23 protein-coding genes and 1 riboswitch are annotated in these 23,601 nt (G+C 65.0%); of the genes, 11 read left to right on the top strand and 12 right to left on the bottom strand.

Annotated features, from left to right (window positions below; all coding sequences use genetic code 11):
- Positions 1 to 23: 23 nt before the first annotated feature.
- The gene (locus tag QFZ88_RS15890; RefSeq protein WP_024924139.1) at positions 24 to 1,829 is read right to left on the bottom strand and encodes an IlvD/Edd family dehydratase; all 1,806 of its coding nucleotides are present in this window, start codon (positions 1,827 to 1,829) and stop codon (positions 24 to 26) included.
- A gap of 177 nt (positions 1,830 to 2,006) precedes the next feature.
- Here QFZ88_RS15890 and QFZ88_RS15885 point away from each other — a divergent pair, with 177 nt between their 5' ends.
- A complete protein-coding gene (locus tag QFZ88_RS15885; protein ID WP_024924140.1) occupies positions 2,007 to 2,462 on the top strand; it encodes an SRPBCC family protein in 456 nt (151 codons plus the stop codon).
- 2 nt (positions 2,463 to 2,464) lie between these two features.
- Here the strand turns inward: QFZ88_RS15885 and QFZ88_RS15880 are convergent, their stop codons facing one another.
- Positions 2,465 to 3,073: a nucleotidyltransferase domain-containing protein gene (locus QFZ88_RS15880; RefSeq protein WP_024924141.1), complete on the bottom strand. Its 609-nt coding sequence runs from the start codon at positions 3,071 to 3,073 to the stop codon at positions 2,465 to 2,467.
- Between the two features lie 118 nt (positions 3,074 to 3,191).
- Positions 3,192 to 4,148: a DUF535 family protein gene (locus tag QFZ88_RS15875; RefSeq protein WP_024924142.1), complete on the bottom strand. Its 957-nt coding sequence runs from the start codon at positions 4,146 to 4,148 to the stop codon at positions 3,192 to 3,194.
- A 333-nt stretch (positions 4,149 to 4,481) separates the two neighbouring features.
- Positions 4,482 to 4,570, top strand: a riboswitch (yybP-ykoY riboswitch).
- Positions 4,571 to 4,650: 80 nt separating this feature from the next.
- On the opposite strand from QFZ88_RS15875, the gene QFZ88_RS15870 reads away from it, so the two are divergent.
- The 3 genes from QFZ88_RS15870 (at position 4,651) to QFZ88_RS15860 (ending at position 6,234) form a co-directional block, all read left to right on the top strand.
- Positions 4,651 to 5,217 (top strand): manganese efflux pump MntP family protein, encoded by a 567-nt coding sequence (locus QFZ88_RS15870; RefSeq protein WP_024924143.1) that lies wholly within the window; start codon positions 4,651 to 4,653, stop codon positions 5,215 to 5,217.
- A gap of 154 nt (positions 5,218 to 5,371) precedes the next feature.
- Positions 5,372 to 5,746 (top strand): ArsR/SmtB family transcription factor, encoded by a 375-nt coding sequence (locus QFZ88_RS15865; RefSeq protein WP_244431243.1) that lies wholly within the window; start codon positions 5,372 to 5,374, stop codon positions 5,744 to 5,746.
- Positions 5,743 to 6,234: an SRPBCC family protein gene (locus tag QFZ88_RS15860; RefSeq protein ID WP_024924145.1), complete on the top strand. Its 492-nt coding sequence runs from the start codon at positions 5,743 to 5,745 to the stop codon at positions 6,232 to 6,234. The genes QFZ88_RS15865 and QFZ88_RS15860 overlap by 4 nt, the downstream gene beginning before the upstream one ends.
- Here QFZ88_RS15860 and QFZ88_RS15855 read toward each other — a convergent pair.
- A complete protein-coding gene (locus tag QFZ88_RS15855; protein ID WP_161773085.1) occupies positions 6,209 to 6,529 on the bottom strand; it encodes a hypothetical protein in 321 nt (106 codons plus the stop codon). The two genes, QFZ88_RS15860 and QFZ88_RS15855, sit on opposite strands and share 26 nt — an antisense overlap.
- Here QFZ88_RS15855 and QFZ88_RS15850 point away from each other — a divergent pair.
- Positions 6,519 to 9,320, top strand: a complete 2,802-nt coding sequence (locus tag QFZ88_RS15850; RefSeq protein WP_161773086.1) for an autotransporter serine protease — start codon at positions 6,519 to 6,521, stop codon at positions 9,318 to 9,320. The genes QFZ88_RS15855 and QFZ88_RS15850 overlap by 11 nt on opposite strands.
- 271 nt (positions 9,321 to 9,591) lie before the next feature.
- Positions 9,592 to 10,059, top strand: a complete 468-nt coding sequence (locus tag QFZ88_RS15845; protein ID WP_139116521.1) for a hypothetical protein — start codon at positions 9,592 to 9,594, stop codon at positions 10,057 to 10,059.
- A 222-nt stretch (positions 10,060 to 10,281) separates the two neighbouring features.
- Here QFZ88_RS15845 and QFZ88_RS15840 read toward each other — a convergent pair whose 3' ends face one another.
- Entirely contained in the window at positions 10,282 to 11,343 is a 1,062-nt protein-coding gene (locus tag QFZ88_RS15840) for an alpha/beta hydrolase family protein (protein WP_024924148.1), read from the bottom strand.
- Between the two features lie 150 nt (positions 11,344 to 11,493).
- On the opposite strand from QFZ88_RS15840, the gene QFZ88_RS15835 reads away from it, so the two are divergent.
- A complete protein-coding gene (locus QFZ88_RS15835; RefSeq protein WP_065998151.1) occupies positions 11,494 to 12,510 on the top strand; it encodes a helix-turn-helix domain-containing protein in 1,017 nt (338 codons plus the stop codon).
- Between the two features lie 128 nt (positions 12,511 to 12,638).
- On the opposite strand, the gene QFZ88_RS15830 is transcribed toward QFZ88_RS15835, so the two are convergent.
- The gene (locus tag QFZ88_RS15830; protein ID WP_036253396.1) at positions 12,639 to 13,430 is read right to left on the bottom strand and encodes a DUF899 domain-containing protein; all 792 of its coding nucleotides are present in this window, start codon (positions 13,428 to 13,430) and stop codon (positions 12,639 to 12,641) included.
- A gap of 182 nt (positions 13,431 to 13,612) precedes the next feature.
- The gene (locus QFZ88_RS15825) at positions 13,613 to 14,227 is read right to left on the bottom strand and encodes a TetR/AcrR family transcriptional regulator (protein WP_024924151.1); all 615 of its coding nucleotides are present in this window, start codon (positions 14,225 to 14,227) and stop codon (positions 13,613 to 13,615) included.
- Positions 14,228 to 14,355: 128 nt separating this feature from the next.
- On the opposite strand from QFZ88_RS15825, the gene QFZ88_RS15820 reads away from it, so the two are divergent.
- On the top strand, positions 14,356 to 15,822 hold the full coding sequence (locus QFZ88_RS15820; protein ID WP_024924152.1) for an MFS transporter: 1,467 nt from the start codon (positions 14,356 to 14,358) through the stop codon (positions 15,820 to 15,822).
- Between the two features lie 22 nt (positions 15,823 to 15,844).
- Here the strand turns inward: QFZ88_RS15820 and QFZ88_RS15815 are convergent, their stop codons facing one another.
- The gene (locus QFZ88_RS15815; RefSeq protein ID WP_244431245.1) at positions 15,845 to 16,261 is read right to left on the bottom strand and encodes a winged helix-turn-helix transcriptional regulator; all 417 of its coding nucleotides are present in this window, start codon (positions 16,259 to 16,261) and stop codon (positions 15,845 to 15,847) included.
- 101 nt (positions 16,262 to 16,362) lie between these two features.
- Between QFZ88_RS15815 and QFZ88_RS15810 the strand changes: the two genes are divergently transcribed.
- Entirely contained in the window at positions 16,363 to 16,755 is a 393-nt protein-coding gene (locus QFZ88_RS15810; RefSeq protein ID WP_024924153.1) for an MAPEG family protein, read from the top strand.
- 60 nt (positions 16,756 to 16,815) lie between these two features.
- On the opposite strand, the gene QFZ88_RS15805 is transcribed toward QFZ88_RS15810, so the two are convergent.
- From QFZ88_RS15805 to choX, 3 genes are all read right to left on the bottom strand, one after another.
- A complete protein-coding gene (locus QFZ88_RS15805) occupies positions 16,816 to 18,438 on the bottom strand; it encodes an ABC-F family ATP-binding cassette domain-containing protein (RefSeq protein WP_024924154.1) in 1,623 nt (540 codons plus the stop codon).
- A gap of 234 nt (positions 18,439 to 18,672) precedes the next feature.
- Positions 18,673 to 19,698: an alcohol dehydrogenase catalytic domain-containing protein gene (locus tag QFZ88_RS15800; RefSeq protein ID WP_051504867.1), complete on the bottom strand. Its 1,026-nt coding sequence runs from the start codon at positions 19,696 to 19,698 to the stop codon at positions 18,673 to 18,675.
- Between the two features lie 3 nt (positions 19,699 to 19,701).
- Complete coding sequence (gene choX / locus QFZ88_RS15795; RefSeq protein WP_024924156.1) at positions 19,702 to 20,631, bottom strand: choline ABC transporter substrate-binding protein; 930 nt, start codon at positions 20,629 to 20,631, stop codon at positions 19,702 to 19,704.
- 116 nt (positions 20,632 to 20,747) lie between these two features.
- Here choX and betI point away from each other — a divergent pair, with 116 nt between their 5' ends.
- Both betI and QFZ88_RS15785 read left to right on the top strand, forming a co-directional pair.
- Positions 20,748 to 21,422 carry a transcriptional regulator BetI gene (gene betI / locus QFZ88_RS15790; RefSeq protein WP_024924157.1) on the top strand — a complete coding sequence of 225 codons (675 nt, stop codon included), beginning with the start codon at positions 20,748 to 20,750 and terminating at the stop codon, positions 21,420 to 21,422.
- Between the two features lie 124 nt (positions 21,423 to 21,546).
- Positions 21,547 to 22,113 carry an NADPH-dependent FMN reductase gene (locus tag QFZ88_RS15785; RefSeq protein ID WP_024924158.1) on the top strand — a complete coding sequence of 189 codons (567 nt, stop codon included), beginning with the start codon at positions 21,547 to 21,549 and terminating at the stop codon, positions 22,111 to 22,113.
- A gap of 269 nt (positions 22,114 to 22,382) precedes the next feature.
- Here QFZ88_RS15785 and QFZ88_RS15780 read toward each other — a convergent pair whose 3' ends face one another.
- Entirely contained in the window at positions 22,383 to 23,561 is a 1,179-nt protein-coding gene (locus QFZ88_RS15780) for an Mrp/NBP35 family ATP-binding protein (protein ID WP_024924159.1), read from the bottom strand.
- Positions 23,562 to 23,601: the final 40 nt, after the last annotated feature.

The raw sequence follows: 23,601 nt of genomic DNA, 5'->3' as shown, positions 1-23,601 counted from the left end.
CGTAAAACTTTATCGCGACTGCTTCAGTGATTGTCGCGCGGCAGGCCGGCGGTGTGGGCGACATCCTGGTATTTGACCGCGGGCTTCAGCACCATGCCTTCCGAGAACTGGTCGACCATGCCCCGCTGGATTTCCTGCCAGGGCGTCTGGTGTTTCGGATAGTGGTAGCCGCCATTGCCGGAAAGCGCGGCGCGGCGGCGGGCCAGCTCGTCCTCCGGCACCAGCATATCGGCGGTGCCTTTCCTGAGATCGATGCGCACGCGGTCACCCTTCCGCAGCAGCGCCAGGCCGCCGCCGGCGGCTGCCTCGGGCGAGGCGTTGAGGATGGACGGCGTGCCGGACGTGCCGGACTGGCGGCCGTCGCCGACGCAAGGCAGCGAATGGATGCCGCGTTTGATCAGATAGGCCGGCGGCTGCATGTTCACCACCTCCGCGCCACCCGGATAGCCGACCGGGCCGGCGCCGCGCATGAACAGGATGGTGTGCTCGTCTATCGCCTCGGCCGGATCGTCGATGCGGGCGTGATAATCCTCCGGCCCGTCGAACACCGCCGCCTTGCCCTCGAAAGCCTCGGGGTCGGCCGGGTTCGACAGATAGCGGTCGCGGAACTCCTTGGAGATCACGCTGGTCTTCATGATGGCGCTGTCGAAAAGATTGCCGCTCAGGTTGATGAAGCCGGCTTCCTTCTTCAGCGGGTCCGACACCGGCAAGATCACCTTCGTGTCGAGGTTTTCGGCCTTGCCGCAATTGTCGCCCATGGTCTTGCCGTTGACGGTCAAGGCGCCGGGATGCGGCAGCAGGCTGGCCTTCATCAGTTCGGCGACCACCGCCGGCACGCCGCCGGCATGGTGATAATCCTCGCCGAGATATTCGCCGGCCGGCTGCAGGTTCACCAGCAGCGGGATCTTGTGGCCGATCGTCTGCCAGTCATTGTTGTCGAGGCGCACGCCGAGATGGCGGGCAATCGCGTTCAGATGGATCGGCGCGTTGGTCGAGCCGCCGATGGCCGAGTTGATGACGATGGCGTTCTCGAAGGCTTCGCGCGTCATGATGTCGGACGGCTTCAAATCCTCATGCACCATGCCGACGATGCGTTTGCCGGTCTCGTAGGAAATCTGGCCGCGCTCGCGATAGGGCGCTGGAATCGCGGCGGAGCCCGGCAATTGCATGCCGAGTGCCTCGGCCAGCGAGTTCATGGTCGTCGCCGTGCCCATGGTGTTGCAATAGCCGACCGACGGCGCCGAGGATGCCACGATCTCCATGAACTCGTCATAGTCGATCTCGCCCGCCGAGAGGCGCTGGCGCGATTCCCACACGATGGTGCCGGAGCCGGTGCGCTTGCCCTTGTGCCAGCCATTCAGCATCGGCCCGACGGAGAGCGCGATCGCCGGGATGTTGACGGTGGCCGCCGCCATCAGCATGGCCGGCGTGGTCTTGTCGCAACCGATGGTCAGCACGACGCCGTCGAGCGGATAGCCGTAGAGCACCTCGACCAGCGACAGATAGGCAAGGTTGCGGTCGAGCGAAGCGGTCGGGCGCTTGCCGGTCTCCTGGATCGGGTGGCAGGGGAACTCGAAGGGAATGCCGCCGGCCGCCACGATGCCCTCGCGCACGCGCTTGGCCAGCTCGATATGGTGGCGGTTGCAGGGCGAAAGGTCCGACCCGGTCTGGGCGATGCCGATCAGCGGCTTGCCGGACTGCAGCTCTTCGCGGGTCAGGCCATAGTTCAGATAGCGCTCCAGATAGAGAGCGGTCATGCCCGGATTGCCGGGATTGTCGAACCACTCCTGCGACCGGAATCTTTTCTTATCGCTAGGCGCGCCTGCCATGGCTGTCTCCGCATTTGTCCGACAATTGGATATGTCATCGCGCGCGTCCGGGCAAGGCCACACCCCGGACTTTGGTGCGATGGACAGCATTGATGCACTCCGCTACGGCTTTGGCTAGGCCTGTTATGGACTTTGCACGCAACGGCGCGGGCCGGACCGTTTTCCCGGGAGGTTTTGATGGCTCTGGTGATCGAAGGCGAAGAACGCATCGCGGCCCCCGTCGACAAGGTCTGGGCGGCGCTGAATGATCCGGCGGTGCTCAAGGAAAGCATTCCCGGCTGCCAGAGCCTGGAGATGAAATCGCCCACCGACATGGCCGCCACCGTGGTGCTGAAGATCGGGCCGATCAAGGCGACCTTCAACGGCGAGGTGACGCTGAAGAACCTCAACCCGCCGCATTCCTATACCATCCAGGGCGAAGGCAAGGGCGGCATCGCCGGCTTCGCCAAGGGTGGCGCCGACGTGACGCTGACCGCCGACGGCGGCGACGCCACCGTGTTGAAATACGCCGCCAAGGCCGATGTCGGCGGCAAGATCGCCCAGCTCGGCAGCCGCCTGATCATGTCGACGTCCAAGAAGCTGGCCGGCGAGTTTTTCTCAACCTTCGGCAAGAAGGTGGGCGACGCCGGCTGATTTCACAGTGCCTTTGTCCAGCCATGGCCGGGGTGCAGCAGTTCGAGGCAATCCCTCAGCCAGGTACGCTCGGGCGCGGCTAGTTTCGGCAGTGCCGCCGCGAAATCCGCCTCGTCCTTGGGGCGTTGGTATTTTGCCTTGAACAACAGCACGGCGGACGGGTTGAGGTAAGGAATACCGCCAGCCGTCCGCATCACCATTTCGGAGCGCGGCCGCCGGATTTCCGTTGCCCGCTTGTAGACCCAGCCGTCATCCGTTCCAGGCTCGATCATCATGTCCACCCGCCAGCGCCCGGCGGCGCGGTCGAAGCCCCAGATTTGAAAGATCTCGGCCGCCGGTTCCCGGTCCACCGCGAGACGTTCGAGAACGCCGTCATGCACGGTGTAGAATTCCAGATCGCCCAATGCCCGCCGAAAGGCGCCGAGATCCTCGCGCAGGATCGTGAATTCCAGATCGCCGTGGTCGCGGGTCTCGGCTCCATGCCACAGATCGAGAGCCCAGCCACCGACGATGCACCACGGCCGTGCGACATCGCGCAGGCGCTGCGCCAACTCAGCGGGCTGCCACGCCACCCATCGTTCCTGATCGGGAATCTCGGCCTGTTCGTTCATCGCCAACCAACAACACCCGTCACGGACCCGCCTCTTCAAAACGTCCTGCCGGTCAATAAGCGACCGCCGCGCATGCCCGCTGGCTCACGGGGTCTTGGGCGTTTCCACCGCCGCCCTCTTACCGGCGCAGCAGCGGCTCGATGGCTTCGCGAACCAGCTTCTCGATATCGAGTTCCAGCTGCTGACGCCGGCGGACCTGCGCCCGCTTGTTCGGCTTGTATTCGCTGGGGTCGCGCTGCGCCTTGACCAGCGGCAGGGCGAACAAGGTCGGCCTGACATTCTCGCCGCTGCATTCGAGCCAGAAGCTGTCATAGTCGGCCTTGATGCGGCGACGCAGGCTGTAGTCGCCGGCAAAGACATGGCCCTTGTTGGATACGCCGAACAGGCCGCCGAGATTGAGGGCCTTGGCCAACGCCTGCGCCACCAGAAGCAGCAGCGATTTCGGCCTCAGCCCCTCCATCGCCTTGGTCAGGGCGCGCGCATCGTCCAGGCCATGCGTGCCGGCAAGAGCGGTCTTGAGCACGCCGATCCACAGAACGTCCGCGCTGCCGTCGAGCTTAAGGTTGCGCTCATTGACGATGGCAAGGCCCATCTCCATCACCGGGCGCGCGTCGACGCAAAGGACAAGGCGCCATTCCGCCTCGCGATACAATCCGCCCTGGCCGGCGAGGTCCACCGAGACTTCGCCAGCGTCGGTCGGCAGCGTCAGAAGCCGCACGCCATCGATGTGGCTTTCGACGAAGGCCTCGTTGGTCAAAAGGCGCGCCGCCGCCTGATAGTGATCGATCACCGCCGGCGCCCGGTTCTGCCACTTCAGGCCGTACAGCAGATAAGGCCGGACGGGCTTGTCCAGGATACCCGGATAGCGGTCGAGGATCGCGGCGAACGGTTCTGCACCGAAGACATCGCTCAGCTTGGCGATCTCGCGGCGGTATATCCACCTGAGCGCCGCCCATTTCGTCGTAGCCCACCAATGATCCAGCTTGCGCCGCAGCGCGGAGCGCGGCGGACGCGGTTTCGGGATCTTGATCGGTTCGGGCGGCAAACTGTCAACGTTGGCAGTCGGCGACTGCATCGCATTCCTCGCAGGAGACTGCCTTGGGTTGCGGCTTCCTACCGCCGACAAGGCAGCACGGCAAGCCATACGGGCCGGGCAAACCGCTTGCCGGACCGGCTTTTTAGCCGCCACGACCGCCATCGTGGCCATAGCCGTGACGGAACCGGGCCCGAGCGCCCGCCGCAGCGATGACGCCGCCGCCATCGCCGCCCGCCCGGCCACGATGCCGTTCAGCCTGTTGCCAAGGCGAGGTTCCTTACCGTCTTCGCGCAAACTTAGCATAGGCTAACTCACTGTAATAATTGATTTTTTCAAGATCACGCGATTGACATGTCGGGCAGGCCGCCTTATTTCAAAGTCATCGGGGAGTAGCCACCGGAAACGGGGGCGCATCAACATACTCGCGTCAATGCGTGGTGCGTCCGGCGGGCATGACCGTTTGGCAAGACCGTGGCGAAAACCGTCATCAGGACATGACGGCACCATTCGTCTGGCAACGTCCCTGTTCCGGAATTTTCCAATGTCGCCCATCGCCATTGGCGTGCTGGCCGTCAGCATGTCGCTCGATGCCTTGATTGCGGCCATCGGCCGCGGCGCCACCACCAGGCACCCTTCGCTGTCGGAAGCCGTCAAGACCGGCCTCGTCTTCGGCGTCATCGAAATGCTGACGCCTTTGATCGGCTGGGCACTCGGAATCGCCGCCAGCCAGTGGATCCAGAGCGTCGACCACTGGGTCGCCTTCGCGCTGCTGGCCGGCGTCGGCGGCAGGATGATCCTGCAGGCGTTGTGGCCTCAGGCAGAGCCTTCCGACGTGCCGACCGCACGTCCGACGCTCGGCCTTCTGGCCACGGCGGTCGGCACCAGCATCGACGCCATGGCCGTCGGCGTTTCGCTGGCCTTTCTCGATGTGAACATTTTTGTCGTGGCGGCGGCGATCGGCTTTGCCACCATGGTCATGACCATCACCGGCGTTCTGGCCGGCAAATATCTCGGCGCGCGTTTTGGCCGCTATGCCGAGATCGTCGGCGGCATCGCGCTGATCGGCCTTGGCGGCAAGATCCTCATCGATCATCTCGGCGCCGGCTGAGCAAGCAGCTTCCGCCCCATCGTCTCCCGAACTGAGGCCTGCCCCCTCAGTTAAAGCGGCATCTCGAAACACTTAGGATTTGACCTAAGTATCTTTTCGATCTATGACAGCGCCCGTGCACAGAATGGCTGTGCTCTATCGACAAGGAGCCATCGTGACACCACGGGCAGGCCTGCAGCACTCCCCTCCGCCGACGAACGCCGCGGTCGTCGACCGCGTCTTTCGCGCCCTGTCCGACCCGACACGGCGCAATGTGCTGGAACGGCTGTCGCTGCGCCCCGCCTCGGCCAGCGAGCTCGCCGCCCCCTACGACATGGCGCTGCCCTCCTTCGTCGAACACCTGAAGGTGCTGGAGGGAAGCGGCCTGGTGCGCTCGCACAAGGCCGGCCGCGTCAGGACCTACGAACTGGCCGCGGAACAACTCAAGCTTGCCGAGGACTGGCTCGGACGTCAGCGCAACATCTGGGAACGCCGCCTCGACCAGCTCGACAGCTATCTGCTCAAACTCAAGGAAGAGGAAGCCAAATGACCTTGCCCAAAATCACCACCAATCCCAAGCTCGACCTCGTGCTCGAACGCGAACTCGACGTGCCGGTCGAACTCGTCTGGCGCGCCTGGACCACCGCCGAGCACCTGCGCCACTGGTTCGTGCCGAAACCGTGGACGATCACCGCCTGCGACCTCGACGTGCGCCCGGGCGGCGCCATGAACTTCACCATGCGCTCGCCGGAAGGCCAGGAATATCCCAACACCGGCTGTTATCTCGAAGTGAAGCCGTTCGAGCGCCTGGTCACCACCGACACGCTGCTCGGCGGCTACCGGCCGTCGCCCAATCCCTTCTTCACCGCCGTCCTCGACTTCGCGCCGAAGGGAAGCGGCACGCAATACCGGGCCATCGCGATCCATGGCGAGGAGGCGAGCCGCCAGAAACACGAGGAGATGGGCTTCCACGACGGCTGGGGCACGGTGGTGGGCCAGATGGTGGAATACATCAAGGCCGGCCGCCTGCAGGGCTGACGCCCACGCCGCTTTTCAGCGCCGCCGCACCCCAAGCGGCGGCGTTTTTGCGCGCAGCTACAGGCCCGGTCACGACAAATCCCGGATGCTCATCGCTCCCCGACTGACCGGCGGCGATGATCGAATTTATTTGGAACGGCAGGGTCGAAATACGGCATTTGCCGTATTTTTCCGGAAGCGGCGCAGCGATAGGTTTCGCGCGCCCGCGCCGTGAATTTCCGCTTTCTTTCAATGTCCTGCGCCTCGGAAGCGCCGCCGCGTCGGGCACGGGGGAATTCTGGAAGATGCGCCGCACCGTCACCCGCCTTGCCGCCCTCTTGGTCTCGACGGCCCTGCCGACCATGGCCTTCGCGCAGAGCATCGGCGATCCGGCGAGCTGGCGCACGCCGGAATTCATGGCGCAGTGGGGGCTTTACTGGATCAACGCCGAATTCGCCTATGCCCGTGGCTTTGACGGCAGCGGCGTCAAGGTCGGCGTCGTCGATAGCGGCCTCGACATCCATCACCCGGAATTTGCCGGACGCTATGTTCCGGGCTTTACCTACAACCCGGACAGGCCCTGGAATGTCGACACGATTGGACATGGAACCATGGTGTCGTCGATCATCGCCGCCAATCGCGACGGCGTCGGCATGCACGGCGTGGCGCCCGGCGCGACGATCGTCATGGCCAATGCCTTCTCGGGCGGCTATGGTATCAGTAGCGTGGCTTCGCTCTACGGGATCCGTGCCTTCGTCAATCAAGGCGTGCGGATCATCAACAACAGCTACGGCTTGCCCTACCCGATCAATGACGGCCAGTGGGGCGATTCCTGGGAGTTCCCTGTATTGGGCGGGGCTTCGTCTCTCGATGTCTATCGCGAGGCGATCAAGGCCGGCGCCCTGATGGTCTGGGCAACGGGCAACGACTCCTCGCACCAGCCGGCAGGTCAATCCGGCCTTCCTTATCTCTATCCTGAGCTGGAGTCCGGCTGGCTCGCCGTCACCGCCATCGGCCCCGGCTACCGGGCCACCTGGGCGAACCAGTGCGGCGTGGCCATGAACTGGTGCCTGGCGGCGCCGGGCGGCAGCGACTGGCGCTGGAATCCACAGACCGGCGCATGGGAATGGCCCGACAGCCGGGATATCAACGTCGCAATCCCCGGCGGAGGCTATTCCTGGGTTTACGGCACTTCACTTGCCGCCCCGCATGTCGCGGGTGCCGCAGCCCTGGTGGCACAGGCGTTTCCCTATATGACCATGGATCAGGTGCGGCAGGTTCTGCTCGGCACCGCATGGGATATCGGCGCCCCCGGCGTCGACCCCGTCTTCGGCTATGGCCTGCTCGATGTCGGCATGGCGGTGCGCGGGCCCGGCAAGTTCGACTGGGGCGATTTCGTCGCCAATGTGCCCTTGGGCCGGAGCACCTGGGAAAACGACATCACCGGCAATGGCGGGCTTGTCAAAGCCGGTGACGGCGCGCTCATTTTGACCGGCAACAGCACCTATCTCGGCGACACCCGCATCGCCCAGGGCGTTCTCGCCGTCGACGGCAGCATCCGGTCGAACACCTTCGTCGAAGCCGGAGGCATGCTCTCCGGCGGCGGCACCGTCCATGGCGATGTGCGAAACGACGGCGCCGTCTATGGCGGTTTCGGCAGCCAGGGCGGCACGCTCACCATCGACGGCAACTACACCCAGTCCGCCGACGCGGGCCTGATGGTCATAGTCGGCGCGCCGAAGGGCACCAGCCGCGTCGACGTGACCGGCAGCGCGACCGTCAGCGGCTGGGTCGACGCGCTGGTGCCGGTCGGCGCCTGGCGCGGCGACGCACGCTACACCGTGCTGACGGCCGCCGGCGGCATCACCGGCCGTTTCGATAGCGATTGCGGCTGCTACGCCTTCCTCGACCTCGCTCTCTCCTACGACCCGAACACCGTCTATCTCGACGTGACCCGTAACACGGTCGCCTTCGCCGATATTGCCGCTACGCGTAACGGCGCGGCGGCAGCCGCGGCGATCGAAGGCCTCGGCATCGGCAAGCCGTTCTACGATCTCGCCGTCACGCTGAACGGCACCGACGCGGCCGACCTGTTCGCCCAACTGCCCGGCGAGGTTTATGGCTCGACCGTCAGCGGGCTGATCGAGAACAGCCAGCTGGTCGGCAGCCAGATGAACGACCGCCTGCGTTCGGCCTTCGAGACGGTGGGCGCCGCGCCGCTGCCCGTCATGGCCTATGGCGACGACGCGAGGGACATCACGACCGCCTCGATCCGCACCACTGAGCGTTACGGCGCCTGGGGTTCTGCTTTCGGCTCGTGGGGCTCGACCGACAGCGACGGCAATGCCGCAAAGCTGTCGCGCTCGACCGGCGGCTTCGTCACCGGCATCGACGGCCTTGTCACCGACGACTGGCGGCTGGGCTTCCTTGCCGGCTACAGCCATTCTTCGTTCAAGGTGGATGAGAGCAAGTCTTCCGCCGCCAGCGACAATTATCACCTCGGCCTCTATGGCGGCACTGAGTGGGGCGCCCTGGCGTTCCGCTCCGGCCTCGCCTACACTTGGAGCAAGATCGACAGCAACCGCCGGTTCGCTTTCCAGAACGTTGCCGACGGCCTTTCCTCCAGCTATCGCGCCGGCACCACGCAGGTGTTCGGCGAATTCGGCTACGGCATGAAGGCAGGCGCTGTTGCCTTCGAGCCTTTCGCCAATCTGGCTTATGTGAACACCCGCACCAACGGTTTCACCGAGAAAGGCGGCGTCACGGCGCTGACCGTTTACGGCGGCTCCAACGACATCACCTTCACGACGCTTGGCCTGCGCGCCTCGACCGATTTCGATCTCGGTACGATCAAGGCCACCGCGCGCGGCATGATCGGCTGGCGCCATGCCTTCGGCGATGTCGCGCCGACCGTCACCCAGGCCTTTACTGGCAGCAATGCCTTCACCGTCGCCGGTGCGCCGATCGCACGCGACAGCGCCGCACTCGAAGCCGGGCTCGATTTCGCCGTTGCGCCCACCGCCACGCTCGGCATCTCCTACCAGGGGCAGCTCGCCTCCAACGCCCGCGACCATGGCGTCAGGGCCGATTTGACCGTGAAGTTCTAGAACGAGGCTAACGACCTCCGACGACAAAACGCCCGCTTCGCTTCACCGGCGCGAGCATCCTCCACCATCCTGAAACGCGCCGGCGAAACCGCGCCGGCGTGCATCTGTCCCGCCTGTACGGCCAATCTTGTTCGTTTCCAGCATGGATCGTTCGCTGTCGCCCAAGACGATGCCCGCCCGTCCGGCGTAGAGCATCGGCCGGCGGTGCAGAGGCTTGGCCTCGAGGGTGCGCCGCCACAAATGGCGCGTGTTGTCTTTTGGGGGACGGACTTTGAAACACAAAACTGTCCAGGGCGCACGCGTCCCGGTGCGGGTGGCCACCCGGCCAGCAGGTTATGGACGAAGGTGGCCGGCCGCCGCTTTCATCCCGGTCCTGCTGGCAGGCGGCGTGGTGGCTGCCTGCACCTCCACCCCCTCGACCTTCGAGGGACCGCAATATTCCGACGAGACACGGCAGATGGAGAAGGAGCTTGCCGCCGAGGCCACCGCGCTCGGCGTGGCGCAGGGCGCGGTCGGCATCGCCGCCTCCTTCGACCGCACCGGCATCGGCAGCCTTGTCGCCGGACAGGTGGGCATGGCGGCGCGCAACGCCATGATGGTGCGAGCCGAAAAGCGGATGCAGGCGCAGGTGGAGAAGGACAACCAGGAATTCTACCGGCGCCATGGCATCGCCGAGGTGGCGGAAAACGAGGAATTGCCGCCGAAAGGCCGCAAGCCGAAGGATCGCAAGGCGCCATGAGCCGGATCATGCGCCAGCTGCTCCTCGCGCTGGCCGCGGTCCGCCCCGGCGCGACCAGCGCGAAGCCGGCCGCGCCGCCGGACAAGAGGGCAAGGCCTCCCATTTGCCGGTCGTTTTCACTTCCGCCTTGGCCATAGCCCGCCGGTTCGCCATGGCCGGCAAAGATTCGCGGACGACGACCCGAGCCGGCACACCGGACCCCGATCGTCGCCATCAAGCCGGTCAGTTCTTCAGCGTTCGCTGCAATGCCGCCGAGATGAGCCGCGTCGCTTCGGCGTGGATGTCGGCGCGCGGCCGCTTGCCGGCATCCGTGCAGATGGGATCGATCTCGCCGAAGGCGATCAGCAGCTGAGCCCCACCTTCCTTGCATTCGGGCAAGAAGGCGAAATGGTTGGCGTCACTGACCGTCGCATAGGTGCCGTGCGGGGTGAGCGAAGCCAGTTTTTCGGCCGCGACCGCGAGCGGAATGGTGGCCGGGTCGCCGAGATTGATGAAGGTCATCGGGATCGCGATGTCCTTCAGGCTCTGTGCGTCATAGGCCTGTGCCAGGCCAGGATCGACCAGCACCGCCGACTTGACGCGCCGATCGAGATTCGACTGTTCGAACAGCGCCTTGTCGACCGAACGCAGGTCGACCTTGTCGACCTTGACCTTTTCGTCGTTCACATAGCCGACGCCACCGGCATACCAGGCGCAGTCCCATTTCCTGTAGCTGTCGCAATAGCTGGCATAGGCCTCCAGTCTGGCCCGGGCTCCGGCAATCTCCATGGCGGCGGCGCCGCCCAGCGAGAAGCCGACGACGCCGACCTTGTCGGCATCGACATGGTCGCGCCATTCAGGGTCCGCCGTCAGCCCGTCGATCACGGCGGAAAGATCGCGGGTGCGTTGCCATAGTTTCGGTGTCTCGGCCGGCGTGGAATCGCCGCTGGTGGTGCCGGGATGGTTCGGCCCAGCAACGATGAAACCCGCCTTGGCCAGTTCCGTCGCCAGCCAGGCCATGCCCTGAACGCGGCTGCCGGAGCCGTGCGACAAGAGCACCAGCGGAAAGCGCCCCTTCGCCGGCGGCGCGTCGAGCGAGGCCGGCACACCCTTGAAAACCCTGTTGTCGCCGACCATCACCGGCTCGCCGCCGGGGCCGGCGGGGTACCACACCGTCACCTGAAGGGCGCGGCCGTGTTCGGTGGCGGGAATGGTGAGCTGGCGCACGCCGACATCGGCCGCCAGGCAAGGCGTGGCCAAGGCAAGGCCGAAAACGACGGCGCAAAGAGTTCTGAAACCGGACATGATGATCTCCTGAGATTGGACGCGGTTGGAAAGGACGGGGAAAACATCGCCGGTTCCTTGCCTTTCGCGCTTCCTCGATCGCGATTCAGGTCGTCCTTGATCGCAATCTGGGCCATCATCGGCTTAACCCACCAACGCTCCGCAGACCCCGTGATCTTCGTTCCGCTCCCCTTCGTCGTCGCCCTGCTGCTGCTGATCCTGCTTGTCGTGTTGCTGCGCAATGCGGAGCAGACAAAAGGCAATCGGCCCTTCCTGGCGCTGATCGCGCTCTGCGTCCTGCAGTCGATCATCCTCGGGCTGCGCTGGGGTTATGGGATGGCGGAACTGCGCTTCGTGCTGCCCATTATCGCGGCCTGCGTGCCGCCGCTGGTGCTGGCGAGCTTCCGCAGCCTGATCGACCGCGACGAAGCCAGGGACGATGCCGTCTGGTTGCAGGCGCTGCCGCCCGTCATCATGACCGTGCTGCTGTTCGTGGCGCCCGCACTGATCGACGTCGCACTGATGAGCCTGTTCGTCGGCTATGCCGTGGCCCTGTTGCGGCTCGGCCGGACCGGACCCGACGCGCTCGACGGGGCGCGTTTCGACGGCGCCGTCGCCGCGCACCGGGCGATGATCATCGCGGCGTTCTCGCTGTGCCTGTCGGCCTCGTTCGACCTGCTGGTGGTGCTGGATGTGGAATGGCGCAACGGGGCAGGCATCGCCTTCCTCGTCGGCAACGCCAACCTGCTCGGCCTGCTTTTGATCGGCCTGACGGCGCTTGTCGCCGCCCGCGCGCGGGCGCTGCCCGAACCGCTCGCGCAGGCCGAAGAGGCGGCATCGACGGCGGCGCAGGACCGCGACGTCATCGACCGCGTCGACCGCCTGCTCAAGGAGCAGCGGCTGTTCCTCGACGAGAACCTGACGCTGTCGCGGCTGGCCCGGCGCGCGGGCGTGCCCGCCCGGCAGATATCGGGCGCCATCAACCGGCTGGCAGGCAAGAATGTCTCGCAATACATCAACGAATACCGCATCGCCGAGGCCTGCCGGCTGCTGCGGCAGACCGACGGGTCGGTCACCGCGGCCATGCTGGAATCCGGCTTCCAGACCAAGTCGAACTTCAATCGCGAATTCCGGCGGGTGACGACGTTGAGCCCGGCGACCTGGCGCGACCAGAACCGGGCGACCTGAAGCCCCGCGCGTCCGAACAGACGCGCGCAGGACGCTCCAGCATCCCGAGACCGGGCGTCGGCCCGAACATCGAAACCGATGTCCGGGCCCGGTGCGCCGGCGGCCGGTCCCGGGAGGATGCGGCGTGCTCAGCCGCCCCTGGCGCTCTGTTCGCGGAACGCCGCCTCGCCCGCATCCGACACCTCGACCCATTTCAGGTCGGGCTCGGCGCCGGCGACGTAGCTGTCGTTCCAGTTCCACCATTTATAGGTCGGGGTCTGCGGATAGCCGGCGGGCGAATCCTCCCACGCCTCCTGCCGGCCGAGCGGCGTGATGTCGAGATAGTTCCAGGTGCCGCCCATCTGCTCGTCGCCGCGATTGTTGAGGAAATAGGTGCGGAAGACCTGGTCGCCGTCGCGGAAGAACACATTGGTGCCGTGCCATTCGTCGACCCCGAAATCGAAGTCGAAGCCGTCGGTGATGGTGACCCAGGGAATGTTCCAGCCCATGCGCTGCTTGAGCGTGGCGATATGGCCTTGCGGCGCCCGCGAGGCGAAGACCAGCGTGGTGTCGCGGGCGTTGAGATGGGCGACATGCGCAACCTGGTCGGCCACCATCGAGCAGCCCCGGCAGGCGTGTTCGGGCCAGCCATAGACACCCGGCTCGTAGAAGGCGCGGTAGACGATCAGCTGGTGACGGCCCTCGAACAGGTCGAGCAACGAGACCTTGCCGTTCGGCCCTTCGAAGGCATAGCTTTTATAGACCGGCATCCACGGCATGCGCCGGCGCTCGGCCGCCAGCGCGTCGCGGGCGCGGCTCTGCACCTTTTCCTTCACCAGCAATTCCCGGCGCGCCGCTTCCCAGGCCTCGGCCGTCACCACCGCCGGCCTGTGCATGGCGGCTTGGCCGTTTTCCGCCTGTTTTCCAGTTGATGTAACCATGACTTCGATACCTCCGGTTTGGCGAAGGCGCGCCCCGTTGCCGGGACACTGCATTCGCTGCTCATCGCTCGTTGTCGATGGAGCCAGTCTGTCACCGGCTGCCGGAAGGTGGGAGTAACAAGTGTGGCGCTATTCCGTGACGTGTCGTGGGCGGCCACGGCACCCCACAGGTCCGTGGGAGGTCAGCGGCCGCTTCTGGCCACCATGGCGAGGATCGTCTCGAACAGCTCGTCGCTCGCCTGCCGCGCGGTGATCTCGCCGGTCGCGGCAGCGCCCGAAAGCGCGTTGGCGGCGCCGAGCATGGCCCAGAAGGCGGCCTGTGCGATGCCGCGCGGCCCGGTGAAAGTCGCCAGCGCTTTGCGGCATTTGGCGATGAAGGCGAGCTGGTAGTCGCGCTTGACGGTTTCCAGCTCGGGCGAACCGGCGAGCGCGGCCAGCACGCCGGGCATCTCGCGCCCCTGCGCCAGCACGCAGTCGACATAGCTCGTCGCGATCACGCCGGCCGTCGCTTCCAGCGTCGGCTCGCAGGCGGCGAGCGCGGCGTCGATGATCGCCGTCTGGCGGGCGTCGAAATCCTTGTAGAGCGCGATCAGCAGGCCGTTGCGGGTGCCGAAATGGTCGTAGACGACCGGCTTGGCGACCTCGGCCGCTTCCGACAGCCTCGGCAGCGTCAGCGCGTCCGTGCCCTCTTCCCGCGCCAGCTGCCATGACACCTCCAGAAGCTGGCTGAGCCGCGCCTCGCGGCTGAGGCGAAGGCGCTTCGGGGCGTCATTGCGGCTTTCCGGCATGCTTGACATCACTATATACCAAAAGTAAGTTACCTGAAGTATATAGAACACGCCCTTCCATCGCAACCACCGTCGGTCACGCCCGCCGGCGATCGCAGCGGCACGCCATGCGTGTCGCGCAGAGAGGACTTTGCCCGATGACCGACGCAGCAATTGCCGATGTACCCGACCGCAGCGCATGGCTCGGCCTGATGGCGGTGCTGCCACTGGTGCTGATCGTGGCCATGGACGGCTCGATCCTTTATCTCGCCATGCCGCGCGTCACCTCGGCGCTGCTGCCGAGCGCCGACCAGGCGCTGTGGATCCTCGACATCTATGGCTTCATCGTCGGATCGCTGCTGATCACCTTCGGCAATATCGGCGACCGCTACGGCCGGCTGAAGCTGATCATGGTCGGCGCCACGGTGTTCGGGGCCGGGTCGCTTGGTGCCGCCTATGCGCAGAGCGCCGAAAGCCTGATCGCCTTCCGCGCGCTCATGGGTCTCGGCGGCGCGACGCTTTTGCCCTCGGGCCTCGCCATCGTCAGCGCGCTGTTCCCCGACGCCAGGCAACGTGCGCGCGCCATCGGCATCTTTGCCGCCACCTTCGCTGCCGGCTTCGCCGTCGGCCCCATTCTCGGCGGCATGCTGTTGCGCCATTTCGAATGGAGCGCCGTCTTCCTGATCAATGTCCCGGTCGTTCTCGCCTTCCTGATTGCCGCGCCGATGCTGTTGCGGGAAGTGCGGGCGACAAGCTATGGCCGCATCGACGGCTTGAGCCTGCTGTTCTCCTTCGCCGGCATCCTGTTGTTCACCTATGCGGTCAAGGCCGCCGCCACCCATGGCCTCGGCGCGGTTCCGGTCGCCGCCGGCATCGTTGGCATCGTCGCGCTGGCGTTGTTCCTGCGCAGGCAGGTGAGGATCGATTATCCGCTTCTCGATCTTAGCCTGTTCAGCGACCGCATCTTCTCCATCGCCATCCTGACCGGGCTGCTCTCGCTGGTCGTGTGGTCGGCGGCGGCTTATCTGTCGGGCATCTATCTGCAATCGGTGCTCGGCTTCGACGTTTTCACCGCAGCGCTGCTGACATTGCCCGGCGCCATCGTGTTGACGGCGACCTGCGTCGGCACGGCCGGCATCGTCGAGCGCATCGGCCGCAAGCCGGCGCTGGTGGCCACGCATGTCCTGATCGGCGCAGGCGTCCTTCTCCTCATGTTCACCACCGTGGAGGCGGGCGTCGCCGTCTTCATCGCCTCGACGGTGATCGCCGGCATCGGCTACGGCCTCTCCTTCAGCCTCGTCGCGGAGATCGCCGTCTCGGCGGTTCCGGCCGAGCGCGCCGGCGCGGCCGGCTCGATCGCCGAAACCAGCAACGAGCTCGGCAATGCGCTCGGCATTTCGCTGCTCGGTTCACTGGCGGCGCTCTCCTTCCGGCTGCTTGGCCCCGATGTGGCGGGCACGCTGGACGAGACGCTCACTCAGCCGGAACTGGCCGCCGACACCGTGCTTCACGCCAAGACGGCGTTTCTCACCGGCCTGCACGTGGTGGTCGGCGTCGGCGGGTTGCTCATGCTTATCCTCGGCATCGTCACCTGGCTCTGGCTGCCGAAGAAGCTGCCGCAATGAGGGCGCCGGGGCGCGGCAGAGCCTAGGCGATGCCGAGAATTTCCTCATGCGCCCCGCTGGCGCCCCAGCGAATGATCTCGGCCAGGATCGGCACCAGCGCCCGACCACGCCCGGTCAGGCTGTACTCGACCTTGCGCGGCACCACCGGATAGGCCTTGCGGTCGACCAGCCTGCGCTCCTCCAGCTGCCTCAGTTCGCGGCTCAGGATGCGCGGCGTGATCGGCCCGCCAAGGCCGCCATGCAGCAAGGAGCGGCCGATCTGCCCGTAGCGATGCGGCCCGTCAAAGAGAACGCACAATATGTGCAGCTTGTAGCGGCCGCCGAGGATCTGGTTGAAGGCGATGGCCGGGCACAGCCTGATATGGCTCATGTCCAGCCCGGTCAGGGTCGAAAAGGCCGGCCCCGTCGCTGTCGCCGGCTCGCCAATGTTTTTCTCCATGCTACCCTTTTTGTCCGTATTTACAGAAACGTACTACGGCAAATACACCGGTCTGGCGACGCATGAACAGCCTGTCCAAGGCGCCGGCCCGGAGGAAATGAATGAGCATCGAACTGACCGTACTGGCCTGGGCCTCCTTGTTCGGCATCGTCCAGATCTTCGTCGCCTCGCAATTGGCGACCAGGCACTACGGCGTGAAATGGGGGCTGTCGTCGCGGGAGGCGGCAATGCCGCGACCGGCGCCATTCGTCGGCAGGGTGATGCGCGCGCAGGCGAATTTTCTCGAAACCTTCCCGATCGCCGCGGCCGCGATCCTGATCGTCGAGTTCGCCGGACTGGGCAGCCGCTGGACCGAGCTAGGTGCAATCGTCTGGCTCGCCGCGCGCGCCGCCTATCTGCCGGTCTACGCCATCGGCATCACCGTGTGGCGCACGCTTTTGTTCGCCGTGAGCATCGCCGGCATCGGCATGGTGTTGTGGCCGGCGCTGGTGTGAGCGGAAGCCGGCCGGTTTCAGGCCCGGCCAACCTCATGCGGCCAGCCAACCGCGCCGCCTTTACCCGCGCAGGCCGGGGGCTTCCTGTCCGGTGCGCTCGACATATTCGGTGTAGCCGCCGCCATAGGCGTGCATGCCGTCGGTCGTCAGCTCCAGCACGCGGTTGGACAGAGCCGCCAGGAAATGGCGGTCGTGGCTGACGAACAGCATCGCGCCTTCATAACGCGACAGTGCCTCGATCAGCATCTGCTTGGTGGCGATGTCGAGGTGGTTGGTCGGCTCGTCGAGCACCAGGAAATTCGGCGGATCGAACAGCATCTTGGCCATCACCAGCCGTGCCTTCTCGCCGCCGGAAAGCACGCGGCACTTCTTCTCGACCTCGTCGCCGGTGAAACCGAAACAGCCAGCCAGCGCGCGCAGCGGCGCCTGGCCTGCCTGCGGGAACGAATCCTCAAGCGTTTCCAGCACGGTGCGCTCGCCGTCGAGCAGCTCCATCGCGTGCTGGGCGAAATAGCCCATCTTGACCGAGGGGCCGCGCGAGACGCTGCCGTCGTCGGGCTCGGAAGCGCCGGCCACCAGCTTCAGCAGCGTCGACTTGCCGGCGCCGTTGACGCCCATGACGCACCAGCGCTCGCGCCGGCGCACCTGGAAATCCAGCCCGTCATAGATGGTGCGGCTGCCATAGCTCTTGGAGACATTCTTCAACGTCGCGACATCCTCGCCCGAACGCGGCGCCGGCTGGAATTCGAAACGCACCGTCTGCTGGCGCTTGGGCGGCTCGACCTTGTCGATCTTCTCCAGCTTCTTGACCCGGCTCTGCACCTGCGCGGCGTGGCTGGCGCGTGCCTTGAACCGCTCGATGAAGGCGATTTCCTTGGCCAGCATCGCCTGCTGGCGCTCGAACTGCGCCTGCTGCTGCACCTCGGCGATGGCGCGCTGCTGGCGGTAGAATTCATAGTCGCCGGAATAGGACGTCAGCGCGCCGCCGTCGATCTCGACGATCTTGCCGACGATGCGGTTCATGAACTCGCGGTCGTGCGAGGTCATCAGGATGGCGCCGTCGAACCCCTTCAGGAAGTTCTCCAGCCAGATCAGGCTTTCGAGGTCGAGATGGTTGCTCGGTTCGTCGAGCAGCATCACGTCGGGCCGCATCAACAGGATCTTGGCCAGCGCCACGCGCATCTTCCAGCCGCCCGACAGCTTGCCGACATCGCCGTTCATCATCTCCTGGCTGAAGCCGAGACCGTCGAGCACCTCGCGGGCGCGGCCGTCCAGCGCATAGCCGTCCAGTTCGTCGAATTTGTGCTGCACCTCGCCATAACGGGCGATGATATCGTCCATATCGTCGGCGCGATCGGGATCGCCCATGGCGGCTTCCAGCTCGGCCATCTCGGCCGCCAGCGTGCTGACCGGGCCGACGCCGTCCATCACTTCGGCCACGGCGCTGCGGCCGGACATGTCGCCGACATCCTGGCTGAAATAGCCGATCCTGACGCCACGATCGGTGGAGACCTGGCCTTCGTCGGGCAGCTCCTCGCCGGTGATCATGCGGAACAGCGTGGTCTTGCCGGCGCCGTTCGGGCCGACCAGCCCGACCTTCTCGCCGCGCTGGATGGTGGCGGAGGCTTCGATGAAGACGATCTGCTTGCCGTTCTGCTTGCCGATGTTTTCGAGACGGATCATGATTTCGGGCCTGGGGAAAGGTGCGGGCTGCCGCGCCATCGAAGACGGCCGCGAAGGAGTGGGTCGTTAATCATCCCCTCCGGCCCGGCGCAAGGGCCGTGACCGGATTTGCGACCGATTATCGCGCTAGGCGACGGTCGAGTGGTCTCGCTTTCCGCAAAAGCAATCCGCGCGGATCGCGCGCCGCATCACTCCAGCGCGCGAGAAGCAGGCGCACGTTTTGCCTGGTAGCAGCTACGACCCAAAGACAATTGCCTGCCGTCCTTTGGCAGTCCCTGCCTTCAGGCGCTCCAATGCACTGGTCGCCTCGGCGAGCGTAACGCGCTGCACCTGTGCCTCGAACGGCTGTGCTTCATGCAGCTGGATCAGTTCGCGTATCTGTGCCCGTGTGCCGACGCTGGTCCCTGTTATCCACACACCGCTGGCCGTAAGCCACTCCTGGTTAAGCGGCACCGGTTGCGAAACCATCGCGGCTGCAATGATCCTGCCGCGCGGCCGGATGGCTGCAACCATGGCATCCCAGATGGCTGGCGTTGGCGCGAAGTTGATACAGACATGCGCTCGCAGGCCGGCGGGCCAGCCAGCGGCCAGGCCCGGCGACGCAAGGAGCGTGTGCCGCGCACCAAGCGAAGCAGCGATCTGCAGCTTGGCCTCGTCCGTGTCGACGGCAACGACTGTCGCCCCGAGCCGCTGGGCGATCTGGACAGCATAGAGACCCAGGCCGCCGCAGCCGAAGACGGCGCAGATTTCCCCGGCGCCCAGTCCCGCCCGTTTCACGGCGCCAAAGGCGGTCAGGCCCGCGCACATCAAAGGCGCAAGCAGTGCGGCATCGCCCTCATCCGGCATGGGCACGGCGAAACGGGCATCGGCGACGACATATTCGGCAAAAGTGCCCGCGACATCGAAACCGTGAGCCCGCTGGTGCTGGCAGAACGATTCCATGTCGGAGTGGCATTCATCGCAGTGGCCGCATGTATCGTGAAGCCACGCGACGCCGGCACGATCGCCAGGGTGCCAGTCTGCAACGCCGGCCCCCACTTCTTCCACCCTGCCGACACCCTCGTGGCCAAGAATCCGGGTCGGTTGTCCCGATGCGGGCCGCAAATGTCCCTGCCAGATATGCACATCCGTATGGCAAATGCCGCTCGCCTCCAGGCGAACAAGGATTTCTCCCGGCCCCGGTACAGGCCGAGCTACGTTCATGACACGCAGCGGTTGGCCCGCGTGCTCGAATAAGGCTGCAAGCATCGTGTTGCCCATCGTCTATTGGCCCAAGGCGCTCTTCACGGCCTGCAAGCCTGGCTGACCGTCATAGGTCGAGACACCGTCCAGCCATTTGGCGAGCTTGTCGGGGTTGCGCTTGATCATCTCGCGAGCGGCGACATCGGCGGACTTTCCCTGGCGCAGGATCATCTGCATGCCATAGTTTTCATAGTCGAGGTCGAAAGCGAGATTGGCAAACAACTTGGCCGCGTTCGGGCAGTCTGCCGAAAAGCCATGACGAGCGATTGTGCGGACAGTTGCACCGCCAAAGTTCGGTCCGAACTCGACATCGCCACCAGACAGGTAGGTCATGTTGTAATCGAGGTTCATCGGATGTGGCTCCCAGCCGAGGAACACAACCCAATTCTTGTCCGCCACGGCGTTCGAGACCTGGGTCAGCATCGCGGCTTCGCTGGACTCCACAATCTCCCAGTCGCCGAGCCCGTGTCGGTTGGCTGCCACCATGTCGAGCAGCGGCTTGTTCGAGCCAGCTTCGATCCCGTAGATCTTGCGCCCGAATTTGTCGGCGTGGGCGGCAAGATCATCGAAGCTTTTTATCCCCTGGTCCGAAACATTTTTCGGAACGGCCAGCGTGTATTTCGCGCCCTCCAAATTCACGCCCAGCACCTCGACGGAGCCCTCGTCGAAAAAGGACTTGTATTCCTCGTCCTGGACAGGCCGCCAATTGCCGAGGAAGACATCCATGTCACCCTCTTTCAGGGCGGAATAGGTCACGCCGAGGCCGAGCAGGGTCTGCGAGGCATCGTAGCCCAGACCGTTGAGGATCAATTGGGCGGTCGTGTTGGTGAGCGCGATGTCGGTCCATCCGAGATCCGCGATCCGGACTTTTTGGCATCGAGCCGCATCGGCGGCCATAGCAGACGAGGTCAACAGCCCCGAAAGCAGGGCGAAAACGATTGTTGTGCGCATTTTATGTGTTCCCATTGTTGTTCTTGTGACCGTCCGCCAGACCCTAGGGGGCGCTTATTTTATGTCAATATAAAAAATTGTATGATCGTACAAAGAATTTGCTGCTAAGGCAGGGAATGACCAATCAAGGCAAGCGCACAAAAATTGAAGACATCAGGCGCGTGGAGTTGATAGCCGCCGCGCACCGGGTGTTCCTCGAACATGGCCTGCAAGGCATGACATCGGCGCGGATATGCCGTGAAGCCGGCATGTCGCCCGGCATCCTTGCCTACTACTTCAAAGGCAAGGACGAGGTCCTGTTCGGCATGGTGCGCTATAACAACCGCCTGCTGATGGAAGACATCATAGCGCGGATGCGTGCCGCCCAGACGAGCTGGGCGAGGTTGGAGGCGATCGTGGAGGGAAACTTTCCCGCCGCGGCTTTCACCCGCACCATCGCCAACGCCTGGCTGTCGGTCTGTTCGGAAGCGGGCACGAACCCGCAATATGCGCGGCTTCAGAAACTGTTCCATCAGCGACTGCGCTCAAATCTGGCCTCGGTATTCGGGGCGACGTTCGACATGGCTCAATTGCGTGAGGCGAGTGCGATCATCGCTGCCCTGGTAGACGGATTGTGGCTGCGCAAGGCGGTGACGGACGATATCGGACGCGACGAGGCTGTTGGCCTGGTGTTTCGCGGAATTCGCTCACTGATAACGCCCGGTGAGGAGGAGCATCTGCGCCGCTCAAAGTGGCAGGCGAAACCAGCAGGAGCGAATCCGGGTGTGGCAACGCCGCCCTCGGACAAGTGAAGCCGACCGGCCCCATCGCCGTTCCAGGGATTTGGGAGCGGACGGATTGGCGTAGCACAACGTCAGCCCCATCGCTTCACCTTGTGCCGTTGACTTGCCCTCTTCCCGCCAACACCATCGCGCCATGAATCTCCTGGCGATTTCCGGCAGCGCGCGGCTTCAATCCACCAACACGGCGCTGCTGCGCGCGCTGGCAGCGGTGGCGCCGGACGGCATCGCCGTCACCGTCTTTGACCGCATCGGCGACCTGCCGGTGTTCTCGCCGGACCTCGAGGGCGAACGCACGCCGCCCTCCGTGCGGGCCTTCATGGACCTGATCGCGACCAGCGACGGGTTGATCGTCTCCAGTCCGGAATATGTGCGCACCCTGCCCGGCGGGCTGAAGAATGCCATCGACTGGCTGGTCTCGGGCGATGCCATCGTCGGCAAGCCGATCGCGCTCGCCCACGCTTCCCATCGCGGCGACGACATGCTGGCGACGCTGCGCACCGTGCTGTCGACGGTGTCCGGCAATTTCAACGCCGAACTGTTCCTGCGTTTCCCACTGATGAAGTCATCGCCGGATGCAATCGCGGCCTTCGTTGCCGACCCGCCGAACCGGTACGTCGCTGAAACCTATCTGCGCGACGTCGCGACCTTCTGCCGGCAGTGTCGCGACCCGGAGTCGGGTGCCTGGCCGATCGATCCGTGAGGGGTTGGCGGGCGATTTTCGCCTCGGGGCGGCAGCAACTCCGTCCGGCCGACGCCGCGCGTGCCGGTCTTCGAGATTTTTGAAAGAAAAAGCGACCGTTTGCGAAGAGAACGGCCGATTTTGGCGCCAAAACAGCGCCTGTGTATCAATTCGCGCCGTGCCAGCATGGCTTTCCGGATAAGCCCTTGATGGTGCTTGCCAAAATTTTTTGACTCTCGGGCGGACGGGCCGTCTCTGTCCACATCGGACGGCCGCCGCCGGCTGCCCCTTTACTCGAAGATAATTGCCGGAGCGGCCTCGGCGGCGCCCTTGCCGGTCTCGATCTGCTGCCAGACCTTGGCGGCTATCTCCTTGTAAATCCTTGCCTCTTCGCTGTCCGGCCGGGTGGCGACCACCGGCGTGCCGGCATCCGAGCTTTCGCGGATGCCCATTTCCAGCGGCACCGCGCCGAGGAAAGGCACGCCCAGCCGCTCGGCTTCCTTCTGCGCGCCGCCATGGCCGAAAATATCGTAGCGCTTGCCGGTGTCGGGGGCGATGAAATAGCTCATGTTTTCGACGATGCCGAGCAGCGGCACGTCGACTTTCCTGAACATGTTCAAGCCTTTACGCGCATCGATCAGGGCGAGGTCCTGTGGTGTCGACACGATCACCGCGCCCGCCAGCGGCACCTGCTGGGCCATGGTCAATTGGGCATCGCCGGTGCCCGGAGGCATGTCGACCACCAATACATCTAGCGGCCCCCATTCGACTTCACGCAACATCTGGGTGAGTGCCGACATCACCATCGGACCACGCCAGATCATCGGCGTTTCCTCGTCGACGAGGAAGCCCATCGACATCACCTTGAGGCCGTAATTCTCCTTCGGTTTCAATATCTTGCCGTCCACCGTCTCGGGCTTTCCATGGATGCCGAGCAGCTTCGGCATCGACGGTCCGTAGATGTCGGCATCGAGCACGCCGACCTTCAAACCGTTGGCGGCGAGGCCGAGCGCGAGGTTGGCGGCGGTGGTCGACTTGCCGACGCCGCCCTTGCCGGAGGCGACCGCGATGATCGCCTCGATGCCCGGAACGCCGCGCTTGCCCGAGCTTTGCGACGGCGGCGCCTGGCGCGGCGCCGGCGCCGGACGCGGCGCGGAAGGCTGCGGAATGGCGGCGGGCGTGGCCGGACGCTGCGGCACCGGCGCTTCCATGCCGCCGCCCTTCTTCTCGGCGGTCAGCGCCACGACAGCGCCGGCGACACCGGGAATGGCCTTGACGACGCGCTCGGCTGCGGCGCGCAGCGGTTCCATCTCCTGCGCGCGAGCAGCTGGCACCGTGATGGAGAAAAACACTTTGGAATCAGCGATGAATATCTCCGACACCATGCCCAGATCGACGATGTTGCCGGAAAAATCCGGGCCACTGACCGTCTTCAGGCGATCGATCACGGTTTCCTTGGTGACGGTCATGGGTGCTTTCCTAGACTGGGCCTCTGCCGACCAGATAATG

Origin of the sequence: Mesorhizobium sp. YL-MeA3-2017 (assembly GCF_030814575.1) — a bacterium.
Taxonomy (GTDB): domain Bacteria; phylum Pseudomonadota; class Alphaproteobacteria; order Rhizobiales; family Rhizobiaceae; genus Mesorhizobium; species Mesorhizobium terrae.
Note: the sequence above shows the minus strand (reverse complement) of the source record. Positions and strands in the feature narration are given on the sequence as shown.

Coding starts and splice junctions, on each gene's coding strand:
- QFZ88_RS15805 (WP_024924154.1), bottom strand. CDS start 18,438: ATGATCCGTCTCGAAAACATCGGCAAGCAGAACGGCAAGCAGATCGTC.
- QFZ88_RS15880 (WP_024924141.1), bottom strand. CDS start 3,073: ATGAACGAACAGGCCGAGATTCCCGATCAGGAACGATGGGTGGCGTGG.
- QFZ88_RS15890 (WP_024924139.1), bottom strand. CDS start 1,829: ATGGCAGGCGCGCCTAGCGATAAGAAAAGATTCCGGTCGCAGGAGTGG.
- QFZ88_RS15875 (WP_024924142.1), bottom strand. CDS start 4,148: ATGCAGTCGCCGACTGCCAACGTTGACAGTTTGCCGCCCGAACCGATC.
- QFZ88_RS15850 (WP_161773086.1), top strand. CDS start 6,519: ATGCGCCGCACCGTCACCCGCCTTGCCGCCCTCTTGGTCTCGACGGCC.
- QFZ88_RS15870 (WP_024924143.1), top strand. CDS start 4,651: ATGTCGCCCATCGCCATTGGCGTGCTGGCCGTCAGCATGTCGCTCGAT.
- QFZ88_RS15860 (WP_024924145.1), top strand. CDS start 5,743: ATGACCTTGCCCAAAATCACCACCAATCCCAAGCTCGACCTCGTGCTC.
- betI (WP_024924157.1), top strand. CDS start 20,748: ATGACCAATCAAGGCAAGCGCACAAAAATTGAAGACATCAGGCGCGTG.
- choX (WP_024924156.1), bottom strand. CDS start 20,631: ATGCGCACAACAATCGTTTTCGCCCTGCTTTCGGGGCTGTTGACCTCG.
- QFZ88_RS15820 (WP_024924152.1), top strand. CDS start 14,356: ATGACCGACGCAGCAATTGCCGATGTACCCGACCGCAGCGCATGGCTC.
- QFZ88_RS15825 (WP_024924151.1), bottom strand. CDS start 14,227: ATGTCAAGCATGCCGGAAAGCCGCAATGACGCCCCGAAGCGCCTTCGC.
- QFZ88_RS15810 (WP_024924153.1), top strand. CDS start 16,363: ATGAGCATCGAACTGACCGTACTGGCCTGGGCCTCCTTGTTCGGCATC.
- QFZ88_RS15840 (WP_024924148.1), bottom strand. CDS start 11,343: ATGTCCGGTTTCAGAACTCTTTGCGCCGTCGTTTTCGGCCTTGCCTTG.
- QFZ88_RS15800 (WP_051504867.1), bottom strand. CDS start 19,698: ATGGGCAACACGATGCTTGCAGCCTTATTCGAGCACGCGGGCCAACCG.
- QFZ88_RS15830 (WP_036253396.1), bottom strand. CDS start 13,430: ATGGTTACATCAACTGGAAAACAGGCGGAAAACGGCCAAGCCGCCATG.
- QFZ88_RS15885 (WP_024924140.1), top strand. CDS start 2,007: ATGGCTCTGGTGATCGAAGGCGAAGAACGCATCGCGGCCCCCGTCGAC.
- QFZ88_RS15815 (WP_244431245.1), bottom strand. CDS start 16,261: ATGGAGAAAAACATTGGCGAGCCGGCGACAGCGACGGGGCCGGCCTTT.
- QFZ88_RS15785 (WP_024924158.1), top strand. CDS start 21,547: ATGAATCTCCTGGCGATTTCCGGCAGCGCGCGGCTTCAATCCACCAAC.
- QFZ88_RS15780 (WP_024924159.1), bottom strand. CDS start 23,561: ATGACCGTCACCAAGGAAACCGTGATCGATCGCCTGAAGACGGTCAGT.